Here is a 20,279-nt window from a genome sequence, read left to right as displayed (position 1 = left end):
CGGTCTGGCGCCAACTGCGCCGCCAGGCTACGGGACGCCCTCTCGACGAATTTGCCCGAACAGAGTTGCTCAAGCCTCTGGGCATTACCGACTTCGAGTGGAGCCGGGTCAAGGGCGATACCGATGCCGGAGGCGGATTGCGCATGCGACCGCGCGACATGGCGAAGATCGGCCAGCTTGTCCTTGCGGGCGGTCGCTGGAATGACCGCCAAATCGTTTCCAGAGATTGGATCGAGACCTCGACGACATCAAAGATCAAGGCGACGGACGATCAACAACTGCAAAAGCAGGCGGCGATACGGCGGGCTAACCGTTGTGCCGCCAAACCCCTGGTGACACGCCGTACTCTCGCTTGAAGGCGCGGTTGAAGGCCGCTTCCGACTCGTAGCCGACGCCCTCGGCGATGCGCGCAAGGTTGACCTGGTCTCTGCGCAACATGCCTGCGGCCAGGATCATGCGCCAGTGCGCCAGGTAGTGCATGGGCGGCGCGCCCACCAGCTCTGTGAAACGGTCCGCCAGCACGCTGCGCGAGATGTGGGATTCCTGCGCCAGTGCCTCCACCGTCCACGCGCGTGCGGGCTCGCCGTGCATCAGCGCCAGGCAGCGGCCCACGTGGGGGTCGCGCAGGCCGGCCAGCCAGCCGGGGTTGTTGGCGGGCATGGATTCGATATAGCCCCGCACCACTTCCGCGAACAGCAACTCGGCCACCTTGGCGACCAGCAACTCCGAGCCGGGCGCTCGCGCGGCTGCGTCGCCCAGCACAAAACTGACGGATTGCTCGATCCACGGCCCCGCCGGCCTGCTGCGCAGCGCCGTGATGAAGAGGCCCGGAAGATTGGACATGACGGGGTTGGGCGCATCGCCTTCGTACGTGAGCCAACTGCACACGAGCACCGTGCGATCGCCATCGCCGCCGTAGCGAATGCGTTGCACCGCGGGCACCTGCGGGCGCACGACATGTTCGACGTCCACGGCTGCGTGGCGCAGGTGGCTCCCCAGGACATGCGGATCGCCGTGCGGCACGGCGATGACTTCGCCGGCGTTCACGCGAATCGGCTCTGCCCCCTGGAGTTGCGCCCAGCACTGCCCCTGCAGCACCAGATGGCAGATGGCAAGGCGTGGAGCGCCGGGCTTGAGCACCTGGGCCAAGTCCGAGCTCTTGGGGACGTTGAAGCACCAGGGCGCGCGCATGTCTCCGTTCAGGAACAGGGCGCCCTCCAGCCGGATGGTCCGCAGCACGTCCGACAGCACGTCCATAGTCACCTCTCGAGCAGCAAGGCCGGGGTTTCGGTCAATAACTCCGGAGGGGCGGTCAAACCACGGGCCTATCGGTTCGGCACCATGGGGCCTGGTCGCTTTTGGCCGATTCTACAAACAGGAGTATTAATATGCCCAAGTTCGTAATCGAAAGAGACATCCCCGGCGCCGGCAAGCTCACGCCATCCGACCTGAAGGCCATCTCGCAAAAGTCCTGCGGCGTCCTCAGCAGCATGGGCACCGACATCCAATGGATCCACAGCTACGTGACGGGCGATCGGATCTATTGCGTCTACCAGGCGACCGACGAGGACCTCGTGCGCCGGCATGCCGAGCTCGGCGGCTTTCCGGCCAATCGGGTGGACCGGGTGTACAGCGTCATCGACCCGGCCACAGCCGAGTAAGAAGGGCGACATAGCTGCTTCTCGGCTGCCCGATGACCTGATGTTCAACCGCGCGCGGATCGACGACCCGGGCGCCTATGCGCGCGGATGCGGCAGCGCGTCGTGGTTGCTCATCGTCGGCGAGGAATTCGCTTCCATGCCCGGCGGCATGTCATGCGAGCAGGTGCAGGCCGGCACGTCGGGCTTTCCGAGCTGCTTCCACACAACTGGCAGCTTTGGCGGGCCTGCTATCGGGATCGGCCTGCGAGGAGCCTTCGGCCCTACTTGGAATTGGCTTTGCGACCTCGCGAGGCTGTCTTTGTGGGCACGCTGCGACCGTACTGCTCCCACCACGCCGTGAGAGCGGCCATCGTAGGTCCGAGTCCCAGGGCCTTGCCTGTGATCTCGTATTCGACACGGGGAGGCACCTCCGCAAACACCGTACGGGACACCAGACCGTCCGCCTCCAACTCCCGCAGCTGCGCCGTCAGCATGTGCTGGGTTATCCCTGGAATTGCTTTGCGCAGCTCTCCGAAGCGATAGATCCGCTGGTTGAGCAACCACATGATTTCCAGCTTCCATTTGCCGGAAAGCAAGGCGAATGCCCTGCGCATTTCCTCATGCATGTTGGTGCTGCCGGCTGCATTAGTCAGTTTTTCCATACTAGCCACCGCTTTTTCATCCTACTTGTTCTTTTTGATCTTAGACGACATCCTCGCGGCCCTGACTCACCCTGATCTGGAAACCTGATGATCGAAAACTATTTCTACTGGATAAGCACTGCGCTTCTGTGCCTTCTGTATGTGGCTTCTGCGGTGATGTACATCACCAAGAGGAGCTGGGTCCGCCAGGCTCTCGCCGACCTTGGCTATCCCGAATACCTTGTTCCGATCCTGATTGCCGTAAAGCTCCTGGCGGTCGCGGCCATTCTTTCGCGTGTGAGCGTTCGGCTGAGTGACCTCGCTTACGCCGGCGTGTTCTTCCACCTGCTTCTGTCCGCGTCTGCTCACATGAATGTGCGCAAGGCCAGTGCAGCCGCACCTGCCGCGGTGGGCCTCGTGCTGCTGATCTCTTCATTCGCGACGCAGAACGCCGCTCGCGATATTCCGTCGCCGAACATCCCCGCCGCAACGGCGAAACAACCAAGCCTCGACTGAAGGAGATTCCGATGGCTCGACTCAATGGAAAGATTGCTGTTGTGACAGGAGCAGGACGCGGCATTGGCCGCGCGACTGCCAAGCTGTTTGCGGCTGAAGGCGCGAAGGTGGCCGTTCTTTCGCGGACTGCCGCGAATGTCGACCGTGTCGTCGCCGACATTCAAGAGGCCGGAGGCACTGCGCTCGGCGTTGTATGCGACGTGAGCGATGCTGGCCAGATCAAGGCAGCCATTGATACGGTCGTCTCGACCTATGGCGGTCTCGACATCCTCGTGAACGTTGCATTCGACCCTTCTGTCGTGCAAGCGACGGTCATTGGCATGTCGGTAGAGCAACTGCAGCGCAATTTCGAGATGGGTCCGATTGCCTACTTGCGCACCATGCAAGCCTGCCATCCCCACCTCAAGGCCAGCGGCGAGGGCCGGGTCATCAACTTCGCGTCGCTTGCGGGAGTGCTTGGCATGGCGCCCTACGCCCCATACAACATGGCGAAGGAAGCTGTTCGCGCGCTGACGCGATCTGCCGCCAGGGAGTGGGGAGCAGACAAGATCACGGTCAACAACATATTGCCCGTTGCAGACACCTGGGGCGCCGGAGCCGATGCACCTCCCGCAAACAACGCGCTCGGACGGCATGGATCGCCTGAGGATGACATTGCGCCCGTCGTTCTTTTTCTGGCCGGCAGAGATGCACAGTTCCTGACGGGCTACAGCCTGACTCCTGACGGCGGGATGATCATTGACAGCGCGCGCTGATTGACCGTGTTGGCAGCATGAGCGGCAACCCCGCGGTGGAGCAGAATTTCCCCTGGCCGCCTGGCAGTAGACGCCCAAGGCAAACGCCGGGTGCCCCGCATAGACACTTGTGAGAATCCACATGATTCAAATGAGACAACCCGAAGACGCGCCCCAGGCGTTTCAAACCGCCTGGAACAACCACGACATGGAGTCCCTCGGAGCGCTGTTCCATGAGGACGCGACATTCGTGAATCGGTTCGGGCACTACGTGCGCGGCGTCGAGGAAATCGTCAAGCTGCATGCGCCTATCCACGCAACCATCTACAGCGATTCCACGCTCGAGAACGAGCTGATCGACGTGGTCGCCATCAGCGATGGCGCGGCAATCATTCACTTCTGGAGCCGCCTCACGGCTGGTGCGGCTCACCCGGCGGGCCCGCACGCTGTCGACACGCTGATCCTTGCCGTGCTGACGCGGCAGGCTGGCGAGTGGCGAATCAAGGCGCTCGAGAACGTCACCCTGACGAATCCCCGCACAGGAGCAGCCGTGTTGAGGGACGAGCAGGGTTCCTGATCGAGCAGACAATCGAAGAAGCTCAATTCGACTTCACAGCCACACCATGCCCCGCCTCGACGACCCCCTCCACGACGCCGAAATCGGCTCCCGCGACAGCACGCTCGACACCACCCGGATCGACGACGTGCGCATCGGCGCAGTTCGTCCGCTCATCACCCCTGCCCTGCTGCAGGAGCGCGTGCCCGTGCGCGACAACACGCTGGCGCTGGTCGAAAGCAGCCGCAAGGCCATCGCCGACGTGCTGCACGATCGCGACGACCGGCTGGTGGTGGTGGTCGGTCCATGCTCCATCCATGACCACGACCAGGCCATCGAATACGCACAGCGTTTGAAGAAGGTCGCCGATTCCCTGCAGGACGACCTGCTGATCGTGATGCGTGCCTATTTCGAAAAGCCGCGCACCACCGTGGGCTGGAAGGGCTACATCAACGACCCGCACCTGGACGGCAGTTTCGCAATCAACGAAGGGCTGGAGCGCGCGCGGCGCCTGCTGCTCGAGCTGACGACCCTGGGCCTGCCGACCGGCACCGAGTTTCTCGACCTGCTGAGCCCGCAGTTCATTGCCGACCTGATCGCCTGGGGTGCCATCGGCGCTCGCACCACCGAGAGCCAGAGCCATCGGCAGCTGGCGTCGGGCCTGAGCTGCCCGGTCGGCTTCAAGAACGGCACGGACGGCAGCGTGAAGGTCGCGGCCGACGCCATTCTTGCGGCGCGCGCGCCGCACGCCTTCATGGGCATGACCAAGATGGGCATGGCAGCGATCTTCGAGACGCGCGGCAACGACGACTGCCACGTGATCCTGCGCGGCGGCAAGGCTCCCAACTATTCGGCCGCGGATGTCGCGTCCAGCTGCGAAGCATTGCTGGCGAACGGCCTGCGGCCGCAGGTCATGATCGATGTCTCGCACGGCAACAGCAGCAAGCAGCATCAGCGGCAGATCGTTGTCGCTGAAGACGTGGCGGCGCAAATCGCGGCCGGCGAGCGGCGCATCACGGGCATCATGATCGAGAGCCATCTCGAAGAAGGACGGCAAGACCTGAAGCCCGGCGTTGCGCTGAAGCACGGCGTGTCGATCACCGATGCCTGCATCGGCTTTGCCCAGACGGTACCGGTGCTCGAGGGGCTGGCTTCGGCGGTGAAGGCTCGGCGGCGCCTGTCGAAGGCGTGAGGCTGCGGGGGTGCCCGCTCGCCTGCGGGCGCCTTGACCTCAGAAAAGTATCACCCACTCGCCGCGCAGATACCGATACGTGTAGCTGGGGCCCGAGAAGGTGGTGCTGCGGCTGTAGCCGGCGCCAAAGCGAAAGACCTGCGATCCTCTGACTGGGCTTTGCAGACTCAGGTCCAGCAGTCTTGTTGGCTGATTCAAGTCGTGATTGATCGTCTCGTTGCCAAGCCCTGCCGTCAGAGCGGCAGTCCATCCCTGGAAACGATGCCGCCAGCCGACCGCCAGCATCGACTCGCTGTAGTTCTTCGGATTGAAATAGGCCCTGTCCACGTCCTCATGACTGCTCCGGTACGTTCGATAGCGCGCTTGCAAGGTCAGCCCCAGATCGAGCGATGGTTGATAAATCAGCCGCAGGCGGGCGTGGTCACGTCGATTGCTGTCGGAAAAAAACTGCTGTCCCAGCAGCCCCACCAGGGTCACGTGGCTTCCAAGCCCTTGGTCCACGGCAACCCCGACAAATGAAAAATCGATTCCGCGGTCCAGGGATTTCGGGGTTTCCACCCAGTCGCGCGTCACAAGAAACTCCACTGCCGTGCTCTTTGTCGGCGACATGCGGTAGCTGCCGTCGAGCGTCAGCAGCGTGTGCCCTCCCTGCTCGAACAGGCCGGCCTCCATTGCCCCTCCATCGCCGGTTCTGGTTTCGATCGAGCGGGCCAGAAATGAGATCTTCTTTCCGGCTCTTTGCCAGTTATTTTGACGGTATTGATAATCGCCGAGCCGGAATCCGAGAAAGCGATCGGCATTTTCAAAAGCAGGAAAAAACTCGACCGACACTCGCCGCGATTGAAAGTTATCGCTGTCGTTGGTCAGATAGAAATCCGTGCCGAAAGCCATGTTTGTTGTTTCTTCTTTGCTTTTTTCCTCCGCGCCTTCGCAGGGAGAGGCCAGAAAAACAAATCCCGAAGCAACGGCGGCAAAATATTTCAGCGCGTCGATCATTTTGTCCCCCAGGATTTAGGCCTTCTGAACAGTTCATCCAGATATCCGAGAACACTGGCTGGCTGCAGCAACAGGCTATATAGCAATACGTAGAAAAAGAAACCCTGAACATTCTTGCGCACGACCAGCCCTGTTTTCTTGAACGTCCGGCGCTCGATCAAGAACATCAGGAGGCTCAATGCAAATGCAGCCGGTATCAGCGCGAGAGTCATCGGACCCACAATCCAGTAGTAGCCGAAAAGGGCCATTGCCAACCCTGGTATGAATCCGATGGTGAATGCCAGATCCAGCCACGGAAAGAGCAGGTTCCAGTAAATGAAGAATGTCGACAAGCGGGGTTTCAGGAGAATTCCCGGGTGCTTGATAAAGGCTTCCGTCATGCCGCGCGCCCATCGCTGGCGTTGCTTGACCAGTTGCTTGAGGGTGCTGGGCACATTGGTGAACAGGCACGCGTCCTCGCAGTGGCCAACCCGATAGCCGGCCTTCAGCAGGGCCCATGTGAGCACGATGTCTTCTCCCACGCACTCAGGCCACCCGCCAACCTCCACCAGCGCGGCCCGGTCGTAGACAGAAAATGCACCTTGCGCAACCAAAGTGCCCTGAAACAGCGATTGCACCCGCTTGATTGCAGCAATGCCGTGGAAATAGTCCCACTCCTGGCAACGGGTAATCCAGTTTTGCCGTGAGTTTCGAACCAGGATTTTTCCCGCAACGGCCCTCGTATTGGGCGGGTCAGCCAGATAGCGCTCGACAATACTGGCCAGCGCGCCTCGATACAGGAAAGAATCGGCATCAACCGTGACGACCAGATTGTGCAGAACTTCCTTGAACCCGATGTTCAGGGCACGGGCCTTGCCTCCGTTCTTTTTCAGATCGACGAAGGTAAGCCACGGATATCGATTCTGGACGCGCTGGACAACAAGAGAAGTGCCATCGGTGGAGCCGTCATTGATCACGATGACCTGCAGAGGGCCAGGGTAATTTTGCCGGTCGATGCTGATAAGAGTTTCCTCGATGGAAGCTTCCTCGTTGTACGCGGCGACCAACATGGATATCGCAGGATAAGCGGACAAAGAAGGATGCGACGGCCTCTTGTCCAAAAGCAGGCTTATGGCCATGAATGCATTCATGAAGCCCGGAATAATGGCAATGCCATAGACCAGAAAAATGGCCAGCGCGGCGCCGACGTGGTATTTCAAATCGGCCAGCCAGAGTTCGGCGGCCCATATTGAAAACCCCATCCAGGCAATTGCGCCAATCAATGCAATAAGGAATTTCCCCGATACCGGCAGATAAATCCTTGATCGCGGCGCTTTTTGGCCATCTTCGTTCATATCACCCTCGATAGTTTCGGGAAACGTAACACTGATGAAACGCTCCGAACAGTCTATTTACACATTTTGATGCACTCCAACAACCATTAGTCAAGAAACCATGCCCGCCCGGCTCCGATGAAGGCTTCTATTTGTATCTGAGGCAGGCTGCGGAGACCTTGCGCGATGTCAATCGATCGCACGCAAACGCGTCGCAGCGCTGGGGGGCTCATCGGATCGCACCGCTTCGACAACCGCTCGTTGCATGGTGATGCATCAGACCAATGCGAGCGGTTGACGCCTGCATTCGCCCATGGCTACATTCCCCTCAAAAGCTCTTGGGGAGGCCACGTTGCCCAGACATGTGTACTTCGTACTCGCCTTCATTGCCATCGCAGTGCTCGCAGGCAACCTGACCGCAACGGTCGTCGTGTTGCGCAGCGACTTTTATTCGCCACTGCAACGACGACTCCAGCTGGCTCTGGTGTGGTTGATTCCTGTGATCGGGGCGGCCTGCTGCGCAAGTTTCGCATCCATTCACAGGCGTGCAGTTCCCAAGCCCGACAAGAGATTCCCGAGACCCGACTCCTTCGATTTGCCCGGTGGCGAGGCCAACGGTCTTTGAGACTGGCGGTGCCTGCCTGCCATCATTGGCGATCCAGCGCGCAAGGAGCGAATGAAGATGGGTAGTTTTTCGACGGAGCACTGGCTCGTCCTCCTGACCACGGCAGTGATATTCGGCATACCGCTTTGGCGGATCGTCGCGCGCACGGGCCACCCCGGCATCATGGCGATCCTGTTCCTCATCCCTCTGGTGAATATCGGCGTGCTCTGGTGGCTTGCGTACAGCAAGTGGCCCAGCATGCCCGAGCAGTCCTGATGCATGCCCGTGTTTGCTGATACCCAGGCCCTGCGCGAATCGCTGCGCAAGGCCGGGCTGAGCGACTACGCCCGGCGCATCGAGGCCTCGGTGCGGCCCGTGGTGATGTTCGTTCGCCGCCAGGAGAAGGACGACACGCTGCCCGTCGGCACCAGCAAGATGGCCGGCAACCCCGACCTTCCACCCGATGCGCCGTGGCCCATGCGCCCCGCGCTGGCCGCGCCCGAGCGACATCTGGCGCAGCTTCGCAAGCAGATCGAGGACATCCGGCACCCCAAGCCGTCGATGTCCGCAAGCGATGTCGAAGGGCTGCTGCAAACGATGCGCGCCAGCGGCGCCACCGAGAAAGACCTGGCGCTCATGCGCGACGCACTGCGAGGCACCAAGCGGCGCGACCCGAAGGTCGATGCGAGCCGCATCGCGTGGCTGCATGCTCGCATGGCCGCACTGCAGACCGAATTTCCGCTCGCCTTCATCGCGCAGCTCGACCTGAGCCAACTGTCCGCGCTCCCCGGCTTCGATCCGAAGCTACCGCGCAGCGGCGTGCTCTTCATCTTCATGGACGCGATGCGCGACGACGATGGCAAGACGCCGCTTCACCACGTGTACTGGCACGACGCACGGCCGGCCGCGCTGCGGCGCCGCGAATGGCCCGTCGAGCTCCAGCGCTGGAACGACCGCTGGTCTTCCTACGGCCATCCTGCAAGCCCCGAAGAAGCCTGGTCCCGTCTGCCGATGGCCGACCGGCTGCTGCCGCATTCCGGCCTCAGCGTGCCGCATCACTGGAAGACGGCCCTGCCGCAGCACAGCAGCAAGGCGATCTGGGCCTGGTTCCAGGGGGCAGACCCGCTGCAGCTGTCGCCCCACCTGCCTCCAGGCGACACCGCGCACGGCGGCAACTTCGGCGATCGGCTAGGCGGCTGGCCCGACGACATCCAGGGCCACGCCGAAGATGACGTGGACCCGGCGGGCGGGCACATCGCAGTGCCCGGCCAGACGCCATGGCGGCATCTGTTTTCGTACGGCGGTGAATACCATGCCGGCGCCCGCCGATCGGATTCCGTAGCCAGTGGCGACGGCAACCATTTCCTCATGATCCGCGACGAAGACCTCGCGCAACGCCGGTTCGATCGTGTGCGCGATACCTACCAGTCGACCTGAGCACCACGGAGGCAGGATGGCTGACAGCAAGAAACGCCTGTTCTTGAGACTCATGGCAATGCCCCTCGCCATGCTTGGGCTGCCCCCGCCGGCACCCGCAAAGCCCGTGTCGGAAAACATGCAACTGATGGGCGCCATCGCCCGCGCGATCGTGAACAGCGGCAGGCTCCAGGGCATCGACTGGGTCGAGGTTTCGGCGATCTTCGCGATCGATTCCGACGGCGACGTCAACGAGAGCTACGGATACGCCTACGATGCCCAAGGCAAGGCCCACGCGGCAACCTTTCTCGATGACGCCGTCGCACGTGAGGTAAAGGCGTATCGCGAATGGCTGCGCCAGAAAGATGACAAGGGCATCATCAAGATGCTCTTCCAGTTCAATCGGAACACGCGGCGGGTCCGTGCGGATTTCGAATACGACGATCCCCTGCGCTGGCAGGTTACGCCGAGAAATCTCGAGGCAATGATCGAGGCGCTACGGCCCAAGCTCGGATCGGCAAGCGGCAAGTGACGCAGCGATTGAGGAAACGCCGTGACCGAGCGATCTGATCTCCGAATAGGCGACGGCACCGTGCCCGTCATTCCCTACGACACCTTCGAGGCCGCGAACCTGTTCCTGGCGACCGGCCGCACACCCGAAGAAGTGCTGCCGCTGATCGGCCTGAGCCCCGCGCAATGGGAGCGGCTGCGCGAGACCTATCGATGGCTTCCCTACACCTATGGTGAAAGCCAGAGGCGCAGCTACTTCGGGGGGCTGGGTGATGCCGAGATACTGCGGCTCGTTCTGGCGCCGCGGTGGAACCTGAAACCGGGAGACGAGCCCGATCTGCGCTCGACATGGCATGTCCGCGAAGCCGTGCGGCGCAATCCACGCATCGGCCCTTTCGCTGGTTGCGACTGGCCGATCACCTGCATCGCCCCGCATCCCGAAGCGACCCTGTGCTGCTACACGCACGATGGGCGCACGGTCTACTTCGACGGCAAGCCGCTCACCGATCGCAGCGGCGAGGTGCTGGAAGTGGATGCCGGGAGCTTCGAGCCCGTTGGCGGGCGCTGGCTGCGCGACAGGCGTCGCATTTATGGACAGGGCGAGTTCGGATCCAGGCCGACCTTCTATTGGTACGTTGTCGAAGGCGCCGATCACTCGACTTTCAAGGCACTGAACCTTCGTTACGCGCACGACAGGGAGCGCGCCTACTACATCACCGCCAAGGCGATCCGTACGAAGAGCCCGGAGGCCTTCGAGATCGTGCCGGAGATACGGCTCAACTACCGCGACGGTACGCGCGATGAGCTGCATGACATCAGCCACATCGCTCGTGATCGTGAAGCTGTCTATTTCTACGGAACCCGCCTGAAGGGTGCCAGGCCGGAAAACTTCCGCGACCTAGGCCACGGCTATGCGGCCGACGGCACTACCGTGTGGTTTCTTGACGAGAAAAAGGTGATCGAAGGCGCGGATGCGGCCACCTTCACCGTTCCCGGTCCTGGCGAGCCGCATGTGCCCGGCCGCGTGCGAGGCCACGCAGCCACGGATCGCTACCGCGTCTACGTTGGGGCCGAGCTGTGCGACCCGCAAGAATGGATCGAGGATTGGCGCCCGTTCTTCGAGGCGCGGCCCGATCTCGGCGGCTGGTGGTGGCACCAGCTTGCGGGCGAAGCGGCGGGCAACAAGGGCCCGTCGCCCTAGGAGGCCGTCTTGCTCGCTGTTTACGACGGGTCGTAACCCGGCGCCGAACTGATCTCGTTCGGCTTGTAGATCTTGTGCTGCGCTACCCCGCTGCCCGCATCCGTCACCACCAGCAGCCGCCACAGCGGCTCGCGCACCGAACACGCGCTCTCTTCGCTGCTGAGCTTGAAGCTGGGCACCCCGGGCGCCGTGCCCTTCACCACGACGCGCAGGAGCGTCTGCCCCTTGGCGTTCGAGACTTCGAGGTCGAAGCCGATGTTCTGGGCGATCACGCTCTCGGCCTTGTAGCCGTAGCCGGTGAAGTGCTTCGTCACGTACTCGATGGCGGCTGCGTGCACTTCCTCGGGCGAAGCCTGGCCGATTGCGACCGCTGCCGCGGGCTCGGCCACCTTCGGCACGCTGCCGCGCGCCTTCGCGGCTTGCAGGTCGGCCTCGGTCGGAACCCAGCCGCGCGGGCCACGCACCAGCACCGCGAGCTTTTTCTCGGGCTCCCAGGTGGCGACGTGCCATTCGTCGTCGTCGCGCACGCGAGTGGAAACCTTGGCGTCCTTGTTGCTCTCCAGCTCGGCGATGGCGATGCGGTTGGTCTGCAGCACGGCACGGAAACCCTGGCCTGCGTCGAAGGTGCGCTTGAGCAACGCAAGCCGGTCCTTGGCGCGCTGCACCTGCTGCGCGTTGCGCGGGCCGCCGCCAACGCGATGCTGCGTATCGAGCGACTCGATGCAGAACCAGCGCCCGCCCGAACCGACACTCACGAACTCGCCCCAGATGGTGGCGATGACGTTGTCGCCGGTCGCCAGCCAGGCGTGGTCGAATGGCTTGTCCCGCGCGTCGAACACACCCATCTTGGCGACGATCTCGACCGGCGTGAGCCGTGGTCCTTTGAGCCGCATTTCGTCGATGACGGCGAGTACGTGGGGTTCGACTTCCTTGTCCATTCAGTGGAATTCTGGTGAGTTTGAGGGGGGTGGGAGTATGCCGCATCGCTTGCCGCGCCCACCGGGACAGGCGCGATCGTATGGCAGGATCAAAGGATGAACGAGCCCTCACGCCGAATACCGTATCGCACCTGGCCGGGCGCGCTCGCGGTGCTTCTCGCCATTGCCGTCTACGTGGGCGGCCTGACATTCTGGGACCGCCATACCTCGGGCAGCAGGCCGTTGCCCGTGGGGGAGACGATAGATGTCGGCCAGGCCCGGTTCATTCCCGCCGACGGATGGGAGATGGATGTGTCGCGCTCGAAGGCAGGCAAGTCGCTGATGCTGTTCAAGGGCGGCCACAAGTTCCTGGTGACCACGGGCCGGTGGGTGGGCGGACCCGACGGCCCCCTGATACGGCAGCAGCGGCTGATGGAGCGCGGCCAGCGCCTGAGCATCGAGGGCGACGTGTCCGACTTCGTCACCTCCTGGGGCCTGCAGGGCAAGACTTTCGCTTACTACGGCTCAAAGCTGGCCGGCCGGTTCTGGCAGGTGGTCGACCTGCGGCGCAAGTCGCTGGTGCAGATCGACTTCTACGGCTCCAACGACGGCATGGACGATGCGCTGACGGAAGCGCGGCGCATGCTGGACTCGATGGACCTGGAGGCGCCGCAATGAGTTCGCCCGCCTTCGAGCAGGGCGACGCAGGCTGGCCGGTTGGCACCGATTCATTCTTCCAGCCGCAGCGCGCCGCGTTCTGGGTGCTGACGGCGCTGATCGTCAACGGCCTGTTCTACACGGTCAGCATGTTCTCGATGGGGTTCCGCGTAGTGCCCGTTACCGCGTTTCTGGGGCTGCTGGTGTGGGGGCTCTACTCCCTGGCTTTCTTCCAGGCGTTTCGCACGCTGGACTTGCTCGAGCAGCATCCGCCAGAGGCTTATGTGCTGGCCTTTGCGTGGGGCGGCATGGGCGCTGTCTACTTCGCCGCGCCGGCCAACATCGCGATTCAGAGCCTGTGCGCGAAGCTGGTGTCGCCGGAGTTCGTCGCGGTCTGGGGGGCGGCGATTGCGGGGCCGATCACGGAAGAATTCCTGAAGCTGGCCGGCGTCATCCTGCTGGTGCTGGTCGCGCGCAACCAGTTTCAGACTTATCTCTCGGTGCTGATCGTTGGTGCGATGGCGGGGCTGGGTTTTCAGGTGATCGAGAACCTGAGCTACACCGTCAATTCGTCCATGCACTTTCCGCTCGAAAACCAGGTGTATCCGGTACTTCTGAACCTGCTGACGCGCGGGCTGCTGAGCGGGCTGTGGAGCCACGCGGCCTACACGACGATCGCGTCCTTCGGCATTGCATGGTTCCTGCTCCACCCGGAGCGGCCGATGGTGATGCGGATTGCCTGCGCGCTGCTGTGCTTCGGCCTTGCGTGGGCCATGCACTTCGTGTGGAACGCGCCGTTTCTGGAAGACCTCTTCGACGGCGGATACGGCGAGATGGCCGTACTGCTGATCGTCAAGGGCATTCCCGTTGTCATCGCGGCAGGGCTCTTCTGGCGGGTTGCCGTTCGCGAGAACGGCACATACCTGCATGCCCTCGCAGCCTGGTTCGTGCCGGAGCGCGAGTTGATTCGCGACGACGAATGGGTTCGCCTGGGCGCGCCCATGCAGCGCTACAAGGTCCGCAGGGAGATGGGATGGACCTTCGGCTGGAAAGCAAGGCGCCTGAAGACGCAGCTGCAGCGCGAGCAACTACGGCTGATCCGCAAGGCCGGCACCTATGGACGCGGGGCGCAAACGCTGCGGCATGAAGTGGCCATAAGGCGGCTGCGCGCGGAGCTGGATCCGCTCATCGGGGCGAAAGCATGAGGGCGCTGCTGTTGTTGATGCTCGCGGTGTTGGGAGCCGGATGGAGCGCTCCTTCGCGGGCAGTCACGCTCATCGAGCAGGCGCAGCTCACGCTGGCCTTGCGCGGTCAGGCTCCAGCCCAGGCACCGCAGCCGCAGACCGTCGCACTGCCCTATGACTGGGATCAGCGGCAGGGCGCAGTCGACGGCGAGGCACGGTTCGCGTTCGACATACCGGTGGCCGACCCTGCCGCGCCGCTGGCGCTGTTCGTGCCGCGCCTGGGCAACAGTTTTCGTGTGCTGGTGAACGGCCAGGAACTGGCCCGATTCGGCGCCTTCCCGCCAGGCCCCTACGACGATGCCTCCGTTGCGCCGCAGTACTTCGTGCTGCCGGCCTCGGGCTCGACGGCGCCGCATCGCGTTGAAGTCGTCATCGCGGCGCAGGCTGCGAGGCAGGGAGGGCTGTCGCCGGTGGTGGTCGGCAGCAAGGCCGAGGTTCTTCCGTTGTACGAAGACGCCCTGTTCTGGCATGTCAGTGGCGGACGCTTCATTGCCATCGTGAGTGGCGTGCTGGGAGCGCTGTCGCTGCTGGTGTGGCTGCGACAGCGCGAACCGATCTACCTCTACTACGGCCTGGGAGAGTTGTTGTGGTCCGTGCAGACAGCGCGCGTGCTGTTCACGCATGTGCCGCTGCCCTGGCCCTGGTGGGGTGTGCTGCCGCTGGCTGCGTTCCAGGCGGCGGTGCCACTGCTGTGCCGCTTCGCCCTGGCCGTGGTGGGACGCGACGACACCCGCCTGGCACGCCTGCTGGGCCTGATGGCCTGGCTGGCACCAGTTGCAGCCGTGCTGGGCATCATGGTGCCTTTGCTGTGGCTGATGCCGCTGTGGCGGTCGCTGGGCCTGCTGGCCGCACTGGCAATGATGGTCGTCGTAGTGCGCGTGGCGCTGCGCAGTGCCGTGCTGGAACACCGCGTGCTGGGCGTGGCCGTGGTGCTGGTCGTGCTGTGCGGCGCGCGCGACGTCTGGGTGATGCGCACATCGCCGGAGGCCTACGCGATGGTGCCGTGGATCCGCTTCGCCTGGGTCGGCTTCGCCATCACGCTGGCATGGGTCATCGCCGAGCGCATGCGCAAGGACGCCCGGGCGATGGCGGCAATGAACGCCTCGCTGGAAGCGGAACTCGCCGAGCGCAACGCCGCCCTGGAAGCTTCCTTCGCCCGCGAGCGGGAAGGAGAAAAAGCGCGCGGCGCACTGGAAGAACGCCAGCGCCTGACGCAGGACCTGCACGATGGTCTCGGTGGGCAGCTGGTCGGGCTGCTGCAGATGACCCAGCAACCAGGAACGGCCCTCGGCGATGTGGCATTGCACCTGCGCGACGCGGTGGACCAGCTCAAGCTCACGGTGGACGCCATGCATGGCTGCGAGGGCGACGTGGCCTCGGCCCTGGGCAGCGTGCGCTACCGCCTGGGGCCGCGCCTGCAGGCTGCCGGCATCGAACTGCACTGGGACGTGGGCCCCCTGCCGCTGATGACGGGCTGGAGCGTGCGCGAGTCTCATCAGACGCAGATGCTGCTGTTCGAGGCGTTCGCCAATCTGATGGCCCACGCGCAGGCGACGCGGGCCAGCCTCGGCGCAAGACTGGTGCCCACCAGCACCGGCGAAATCATCGAGATCGAGTTGCGCGACAACGGCCGCGGCTTCGATGCAGAAGCCAAGTTCGCGGGCAAGGGACTGACGAACATGCACACGCGCGCCGCCGCGCTGGGTGGCGCACTCACGGTGCGCTCTAAGCCCGGAGAGACTTGCCTGCGCCTGCGACTGCCCGTGCCAGCCGCGACAGCAGCCGGTAAATGAAAAAAGGAGGCGGGCTACACGCCCCCTCCCTTTCGCTTCAGAGCAATGCCAGAGCTCAGGGCTTCTGGGAGAAATCGAGCGCCGCGGTCAGGTCGCCCATCGGACGGCTGCCGTTCTTCACGAGCGCGGCGTCGCGCTCGACAAGGCCCTTCAGCGGCGGCAGCGACCAGCGGTGCGTGATGAAGCGCAACGTGGAGGCGGTGTCGTACTGGGTCTTGTCGATGAAGCCCTTCTTCGCGAACGGCGAGACGATGAGCGCGGGAATGCGCGTGCCGGGGCCCCAGCGGTCGCCCTTCGGCACGGTCGCGTGGTCGTAGAAGCCGCCGTTTTCGTCGTAGGTGACGACCACGAGCATGTTCTTCCACTGCGGGCTGGCCTGCAGCTTGGCGAGGACGTCGGCAATGTGCGCGTCGCCGTCGGCCACGCTGGCATAGCCGGCGTGCTGGTTCAGGTTGCCCTGCGGCTTGTAGAAGCTCACGGCGGGCAGCGTGCCAGCGGCGGCGTCCTTCAGGAAATCGGCATCGAAGTCCTTCAGGTGAGCGGCGCGCGCATCGGGGTGGGCGCTCGGGTCGAACGCGGCGTAGTAGTTGAACGGCTGGTGGTGGAACTGGAAGTTGGGCGTCTGCGCGGCGGGCGGCACTGAGGGCGGGAACACGCGGCTGCCCGTTGCGATGGCCGTGGTGTCCTTCCACGCACCGCCATACCAGGCCCAGCTGAGGCCCTTGGCCGTGAGCAGGTCGCCGATGGTGGCCTGCGTCTGCGCTGGCAGCGTGTTGGCCTTGGTCGGGTCGGCGAAGAGCTTGCTGGTGTCGCTGGTCGCCGGTGCGTTGCCGCTGGGCTGGTACGGCGGCTGCATGGTGTTGACTGCGTAGAAGTTGCCGGCGGCATCCTTCGGCGTCAGTGTGTTGTCGTTCAGGTATGTGGGCGCGGCGTTGAGCACCGAGGTCGACGCACCCGCGGCGGGCGTGAGGCGCACGAAGTTGCCGGCGCCGTCGGTGTCGATGGCCGAGATGCTGGCCTTGGCGGGTGACGAGGCAGCATCTGCGTTGGGGTACAGCGGCGCGCAGGCGCACACGAGGTACTGGTGGTTCAGGAACGAGCCGCCGAATGCGCCCATGAAGAAGTTGTCGGCCAGCGTGTATTGCTTGGCCACTTGCCACAGCTTCATCTTGGTACCGTCGTAGTAGCCCATGCTGAGGCCTCCGGCATCCGAGTAGGCGGTGAACTTGTCGTTCTTGCCGCCGTTGATCTGCATCTGGTTGTTGTAGAAGCGATGCACCAGGTCGCGCGAGATGATGGTCTGGTCGATCTTGGTGCCGGTGTTGTAGAAGCCCGCATCGGCATCGATCTGGAACATCTGGTTGGGCATGCCCACGGTCTGCGCCTGCGTGATCGTGGTGGTCTGGCCGGCCGCGGTGACACCGCCCCAGACAGGCGGCAGGGTCGGCAGCGTCGAGCCGTCGAAGTCCTTCTGCGGTTCCGGCGTTTTGGTCAGCGAAGTCGGGTTCACGCCCGGGATGCCGTTGGCGCCGGGAAACAGGCCGTACAGATTGTCGAAGCCGCGGTTTTCCGCGTAGATGACGACGACGTTGGTGATCTGGTCGAGCGCGAAGCGGTTGCGCAGCGCAGCGATCACGTCGCCGCCGGCACCGGCCTCGGCCACCGCTTCGGCGATGCGCTCGATGGCCTGGTCGATCTCGTTCTGCAGCGCGGTCTTGATGCCGGCGTCGGTGATCTTGTTGTGGTCGGCCAGCAGTTGTGCTTCGCTCACGCCCAGGCGTGCGGCCAGCGCGGTGCGCGCGGCGGCAAGGTTGCCGCCGTTGGCATCCATCAGCGCCACCAGTTCGGTGGTGATGGCGCTCACCACGCCATTGGCTGCGGCCGGTGCGCGGAACACCAGCGGCTGCGTGACGGCTGTCTCGGTGCTGGTCGTGGGGTCGAAGCGCTTGCTCGACGTGCCGATCTCGGCCACCACGGCGCCCTGGCCGGAGAGCGTGAAGGCGCCGTTGGCATCGGTAGTGGTGGCGAGTTCACCGCTGTCGCAGCGACCGTTGTTGTTGGTGTCGATGCAGACCTTGGCGTTGCGGTAGTAGCTGCCGGTGACGACGCCGGAAGTGGTCGTCGTGCTGCTGCCGCCGGAAGGGAACCCGAAGAAGCCCGAGTTGTTGTCGGAACCGCCACAGGCCACGACCATCGCCGCCGCCGCAATGGCTGTCGGCCAGGGAGTCAGGTGGCGCACGAGTTTGCGCCCGCGCAAAGACGCGCTGCTACGTTGGGATGAATTCATCATGAGTGGAGTTATGAGGTGTGGATGAACCAGACCGGCGGCCGGGCGCCGTGATGCTCTGCGTGACGCGTGACAGCCATGTTGCAATTCGTCGTACACCGGGATTGCTAATTCAGGGCTAAGAAATCTCCACCAAATGTCACGCCGCTGACATGTGTGAAACCGATCCTCGCCGGTTGCCTCGCGGTCCGGTCCGCCCATCCTTTCTCCACGTGCCCCCGACGACACGCTCCCTTCGCCGACTGGCCCTGCTTGCCGCGGCTCCCCTGCTGTGTGGCGTACTTGCCGCCTGTGGCCGCGATGCGCCCGCATCGCTGACTGCTTCGACGCCGGTACCGCCCCCCCAAGCCGCGCCAACGCCAGCCCCCGCAGCGCCCCCCGCTCAGCCCGCCTACGTCGGCGCCACCTACGCCCCCGTGCCCGGCCGGCCGCAACCCAGCGCCGCGCAGCTCACTGAAATCGGCCGGCGCATCTTCTTCGACGGCAGCCTCTCGGCCACGGGCAAGGCCTCGTGCGCGAGTTGCCACGACCCGCAGCACGCGTGGGGGCCGCCCAATGCGCTGTCGGTACAGCTCGGCGGCGCCGACGGCAAGCAGGAAGGCCCGCGCGCCGTGCCCTCGCTGCGCTACCTGGAAACGCTCATCGCCTTCACCGAGCACCACCACGACAACGACGGCGACGACAGCATCGACGCCGGCCCCACCGGCGGCCACATGTGGGACGGCCGCGCCGGCTCCGCGCACGAGCAAGCGGGCATGCCGCTGCTCTCGCCCTCCGAGATGGGCAACGCGTCTGCGGCTGAAGTGGCGGCCAAGCTCGAACGCGCGACCTATGCCGATGAACTGCGCAAGGCCTTCGGCGACGACGTGTTCAAGAACCCGGACGCCGCCTTCAAGGCCGCGGGCCTTGCGCTGGAGGTGTTCCAGCAGTCGCCGAAAGACTTCTATCCGTTCACGAGCAAGTACGACGCAGTGCTGCGCGGCGAAGCCAAGCTCAGCGTCGCCGAGACGCGCGGGCTGCGGCTCTTCAACGACGAGAACAAGGGCAACTGCGCCTCGTGCCATATCAGCGTACGCACGCAGGACGGCGCTTTTCCGCTCTTCACCGACTTCGGGTTGATCGCGCTGGCCGTGCCGCGCAACCGCAAGCTCAAGGCGAATGCCGATCCGGCGTTCTACGACCTCGGCCTGTGCGGCCCGTACCGCACCGACATGAAGGACCACCCCGAGTACTGCGGCCTGTTCCGCACGCCCACGCTACGCAACGTGGCGGTGCGGCAGAGCTTCTTCCACAACGGGGTATTCCATTCGCTGGAGGAAGCCATCCGCTTCTACGCGCAGCGCGACACCACGCCGCAGCGCTGGTATGCGCGTTCGGCCAAGGGCATCGTGCAGCAGTACGACGACCTGCCGCCGCAGTACCACGCCAACATCAACACCGATGCGCCCTTCGGGCAGAAGCGTGGCGACAGGCCGGCGCTGACCGAGGCGGAGATTCGCGACGTGGCGGCGTTTTTGCGCACGCTGACCGACGCGGACCAGAAGAACGCGCCGGTCAACGCTGGGCGCTAGCCTCCGCCCATGCGCTCGACGTTCGCGTTGAGCCGCACCAGCAGCGCTGTCAGTTGCTCGACTTCTTCGGGGGAGAAGCCGGCCAGCGCCTCTTGCGTGTGCGCATCCATCACGGCCTTGGCCTTGGGCAGGCGCCTGGCGGCCAGCGGGGTCAGCGAGATGAGGCGGCTGCGCTTGTCATCGGGGTCGGGCACGCGCTCGACCAGGCCGTCGCGCTCCATGCGGGCCAGAAGCTGCGCCATGCTGGGCTGCTCCACCTGTGCGATGCGCGCGAGCTCGGCCTGCGACAGCGCCTTGCTTTTCTTGAGCGACACCAGCACCGGCAGCTGACCCACGGCAAAGCCGAGTTCACGAACCCCGACGTCGGCAATGCGGGAGAAGCCGCGCGTCACGCGGCCGATGAGTTTCAGGGGATTGGGTGTCTCGGTGTCGGTCATGCCGGATATCTTACATGCATAGCCTCCTATGCTAATATAAATAGGAACCTATCC

At 64.1% G+C, this 20,279-nt stretch carries 22 protein-coding genes; 15 read left to right on the top strand and 7 right to left on the bottom strand.

Annotated features, from left to right (window positions below; translation table 11 throughout):
• Window positions 1–65 precede the first annotated feature (65 nt).
• Window positions 66–356, top strand: coding sequence for a hypothetical protein (locus tag ACTG4X_RS12495; RefSeq protein ID WP_306455266.1), 291 nt, complete (start codon window positions 66–68; stop codon window positions 354–356).
• Here the strand turns inward: ACTG4X_RS12495 and ACTG4X_RS12490 are convergent.
• Window positions 307–1,257: an AraC family transcriptional regulator gene (locus ACTG4X_RS12490; RefSeq protein WP_440533908.1), complete on the bottom strand. Its 951-nt coding sequence runs from the start codon at window positions 1,255–1,257 to the stop codon at window positions 307–309. The two genes, ACTG4X_RS12495 and ACTG4X_RS12490, sit on opposite strands and share 50 nt — an antisense overlap.
• A 131-nt stretch (window positions 1,258–1,388) precedes the next feature.
• Between ACTG4X_RS12490 and ACTG4X_RS12485 the strand changes: the two genes are divergently transcribed.
• Window positions 1,389–1,661: a DUF4242 domain-containing protein gene (locus tag ACTG4X_RS12485; RefSeq protein ID WP_093059083.1), complete on the top strand. Its 273-nt coding sequence runs from the start codon at window positions 1,389–1,391 to the stop codon at window positions 1,659–1,661.
• Window positions 1,662–1,921: 260 nt separating this feature from the next.
• Here the strand turns inward: ACTG4X_RS12485 and ACTG4X_RS12480 are convergent, their stop codons facing one another.
• Complete coding sequence (locus ACTG4X_RS12480) at window positions 1,922–2,302, bottom strand: winged helix-turn-helix transcriptional regulator (protein ID WP_354337529.1); 381 nt, start codon at window positions 2,300–2,302, stop codon at window positions 1,922–1,924.
• 87 nt (window positions 2,303–2,389) lie between these two features.
• On the opposite strand from ACTG4X_RS12480, the gene ACTG4X_RS12475 reads away from it, so the two are divergent.
• The 4 genes from ACTG4X_RS12475 to ACTG4X_RS12460 all read left to right on the top strand — a co-directional run bounded on the left by ACTG4X_RS12475 (window position 2,390) and on the right by ACTG4X_RS12460 (window position 5,279).
• Window positions 2,390–2,797, top strand: a complete 408-nt coding sequence (locus tag ACTG4X_RS12475; RefSeq protein ID WP_440533907.1) for a DoxX family protein — start codon at window positions 2,390–2,392, stop codon at window positions 2,795–2,797.
• Window positions 2,798–2,808: 11 nt separating this feature from the next.
• Complete coding sequence (locus ACTG4X_RS12470; protein ID WP_440533906.1) at window positions 2,809–3,552, top strand: SDR family NAD(P)-dependent oxidoreductase; 744 nt, start codon at window positions 2,809–2,811, stop codon at window positions 3,550–3,552.
• Window positions 3,553–3,682: 130 nt separating this feature from the next.
• Window positions 3,683–4,108 carry an SgcJ/EcaC family oxidoreductase gene (locus ACTG4X_RS12465; RefSeq protein ID WP_440533905.1) on the top strand — a complete coding sequence of 142 codons (426 nt, stop codon included), beginning with the start codon at window positions 3,683–3,685 and terminating at the stop codon, window positions 4,106–4,108.
• A gap of 46 nt (window positions 4,109–4,154) precedes the next feature.
• Window positions 4,155–5,279, top strand: a complete 1,125-nt coding sequence (locus tag ACTG4X_RS12460; RefSeq protein WP_093177729.1) for a 3-deoxy-7-phosphoheptulonate synthase — start codon at window positions 4,155–4,157, stop codon at window positions 5,277–5,279.
• A 39-nt stretch (window positions 5,280–5,318) separates the two neighbouring features.
• On the opposite strand, the gene ACTG4X_RS12455 is transcribed toward ACTG4X_RS12460, so the two are convergent.
• Entirely contained in the window at window positions 5,319–6,275 is a 957-nt protein-coding gene (locus ACTG4X_RS12455) for a hypothetical protein (protein WP_093177730.1), read from the bottom strand.
• Window positions 6,272–7,609: a glycosyltransferase gene (locus ACTG4X_RS12450; protein ID WP_093082430.1), complete on the bottom strand. Its 1,338-nt coding sequence runs from the start codon at window positions 7,607–7,609 to the stop codon at window positions 6,272–6,274. The genes ACTG4X_RS12455 and ACTG4X_RS12450 overlap by 4 nt, the downstream gene beginning before the upstream one ends.
• Window positions 7,610–7,901: 292 nt before the next feature.
• Between ACTG4X_RS12450 and ACTG4X_RS12445 the strand changes: the two genes are divergently transcribed.
• From ACTG4X_RS12445 to ACTG4X_RS12425, 5 genes are read left to right on the top strand one after another with little or no spacing between them, the layout of a single operon-like run.
• Window positions 7,902–8,213: a hypothetical protein gene (locus ACTG4X_RS12445; protein ID WP_093059076.1), complete on the top strand. Its 312-nt coding sequence runs from the start codon at window positions 7,902–7,904 to the stop codon at window positions 8,211–8,213.
• 57 nt (window positions 8,214–8,270) lie between these two features.
• Window positions 8,271–8,468: a hypothetical protein gene (locus tag ACTG4X_RS12440; protein ID WP_440533904.1), complete on the top strand. Its 198-nt coding sequence runs from the start codon at window positions 8,271–8,273 to the stop codon at window positions 8,466–8,468.
• Between the two features lie 3 nt (window positions 8,469–8,471).
• The gene (locus tag ACTG4X_RS12435) at window positions 8,472–9,629 is read left to right on the top strand and encodes a DUF1963 domain-containing protein (protein ID WP_440533903.1); all 1,158 of its coding nucleotides are present in this window, start codon (window positions 8,472–8,474) and stop codon (window positions 9,627–9,629) included.
• 16 nt (window positions 9,630–9,645) lie between these two features.
• Window positions 9,646–10,140, top strand: a complete 495-nt coding sequence (locus ACTG4X_RS12430) for a hypothetical protein (protein WP_440533902.1) — start codon at window positions 9,646–9,648, stop codon at window positions 10,138–10,140.
• A 21-nt stretch (window positions 10,141–10,161) separates the two neighbouring features.
• On the top strand, window positions 10,162–11,319 hold the full coding sequence (locus ACTG4X_RS12425; protein WP_440533901.1) for a DKNYY domain-containing protein: 1,158 nt from the start codon (window positions 10,162–10,164) through the stop codon (window positions 11,317–11,319).
• A gap of 20 nt (window positions 11,320–11,339) precedes the next feature.
• Here ACTG4X_RS12425 and ACTG4X_RS12420 read toward each other — a convergent pair whose 3' ends face one another.
• Complete coding sequence (locus tag ACTG4X_RS12420) at window positions 11,340–12,257, bottom strand: protein NO VEIN domain-containing protein (RefSeq protein ID WP_440533900.1); 918 nt, start codon at window positions 12,255–12,257, stop codon at window positions 11,340–11,342.
• A gap of 96 nt (window positions 12,258–12,353) precedes the next feature.
• Here ACTG4X_RS12420 and ACTG4X_RS12415 point away from each other — a divergent pair, with 96 nt between their 5' ends.
• Genes ACTG4X_RS12415 through ACTG4X_RS12405 form a run of 3 tightly spaced genes read left to right on the top strand, consistent with a single transcriptional unit; the run spans window position 12,354 to window position 15,930 of the window.
• On the top strand, window positions 12,354–12,914 hold the full coding sequence (locus tag ACTG4X_RS12415; RefSeq protein ID WP_093082416.1) for a hypothetical protein: 561 nt from the start codon (window positions 12,354–12,356) through the stop codon (window positions 12,912–12,914).
• Window positions 12,911–14,098, top strand: a complete 1,188-nt coding sequence (locus tag ACTG4X_RS12410; RefSeq protein WP_440533899.1) for a PrsW family intramembrane metalloprotease — start codon at window positions 12,911–12,913, stop codon at window positions 14,096–14,098. Before ACTG4X_RS12415 ends, ACTG4X_RS12410 begins: the two co-directional genes overlap by 4 nt.
• Complete coding sequence (locus ACTG4X_RS12405; protein WP_440533898.1) at window positions 14,095–15,930, top strand: sensor histidine kinase; 1,836 nt, start codon at window positions 14,095–14,097, stop codon at window positions 15,928–15,930. The genes ACTG4X_RS12410 and ACTG4X_RS12405 overlap by 4 nt, the downstream gene beginning before the upstream one ends.
• A gap of 55 nt (window positions 15,931–15,985) precedes the next feature.
• Here the strand turns inward: ACTG4X_RS12405 and acpA are convergent, their stop codons facing one another.
• Window positions 15,986–18,124, bottom strand: a complete 2,139-nt coding sequence (gene acpA, locus ACTG4X_RS12400; protein WP_440534386.1) for an acid phosphatase — start codon at window positions 18,122–18,124, stop codon at window positions 15,986–15,988.
• Window positions 18,125–18,369: 245 nt separating this feature from the next.
• On the opposite strand from acpA, the gene ACTG4X_RS12395 reads away from it, so the two are divergent.
• Window positions 18,370–19,788: a cytochrome-c peroxidase gene (locus tag ACTG4X_RS12395; protein ID WP_440533897.1), complete on the top strand. Its 1,419-nt coding sequence runs from the start codon at window positions 18,370–18,372 to the stop codon at window positions 19,786–19,788.
• On the opposite strand, the gene ACTG4X_RS12390 is transcribed toward ACTG4X_RS12395, so the two are convergent.
• The gene (locus tag ACTG4X_RS12390) at window positions 19,785–20,225 is read right to left on the bottom strand and encodes a MarR family winged helix-turn-helix transcriptional regulator (protein WP_440533896.1); all 441 of its coding nucleotides are present in this window, start codon (window positions 20,223–20,225) and stop codon (window positions 19,785–19,787) included. The genes ACTG4X_RS12395 and ACTG4X_RS12390 overlap by 4 nt on opposite strands.
• Between the last annotated feature and the right edge of the window lie 54 nt (window positions 20,226–20,279).

Origin of the sequence: Variovorax sp. YR566, from assembly GCF_051992195.1 — a bacterium.
Lineage (GTDB): Bacteria > Pseudomonadota > Gammaproteobacteria > Burkholderiales > Burkholderiaceae_C > Variovorax.
This window is presented reverse-complemented; position numbering and strand designations above follow the sequence as displayed.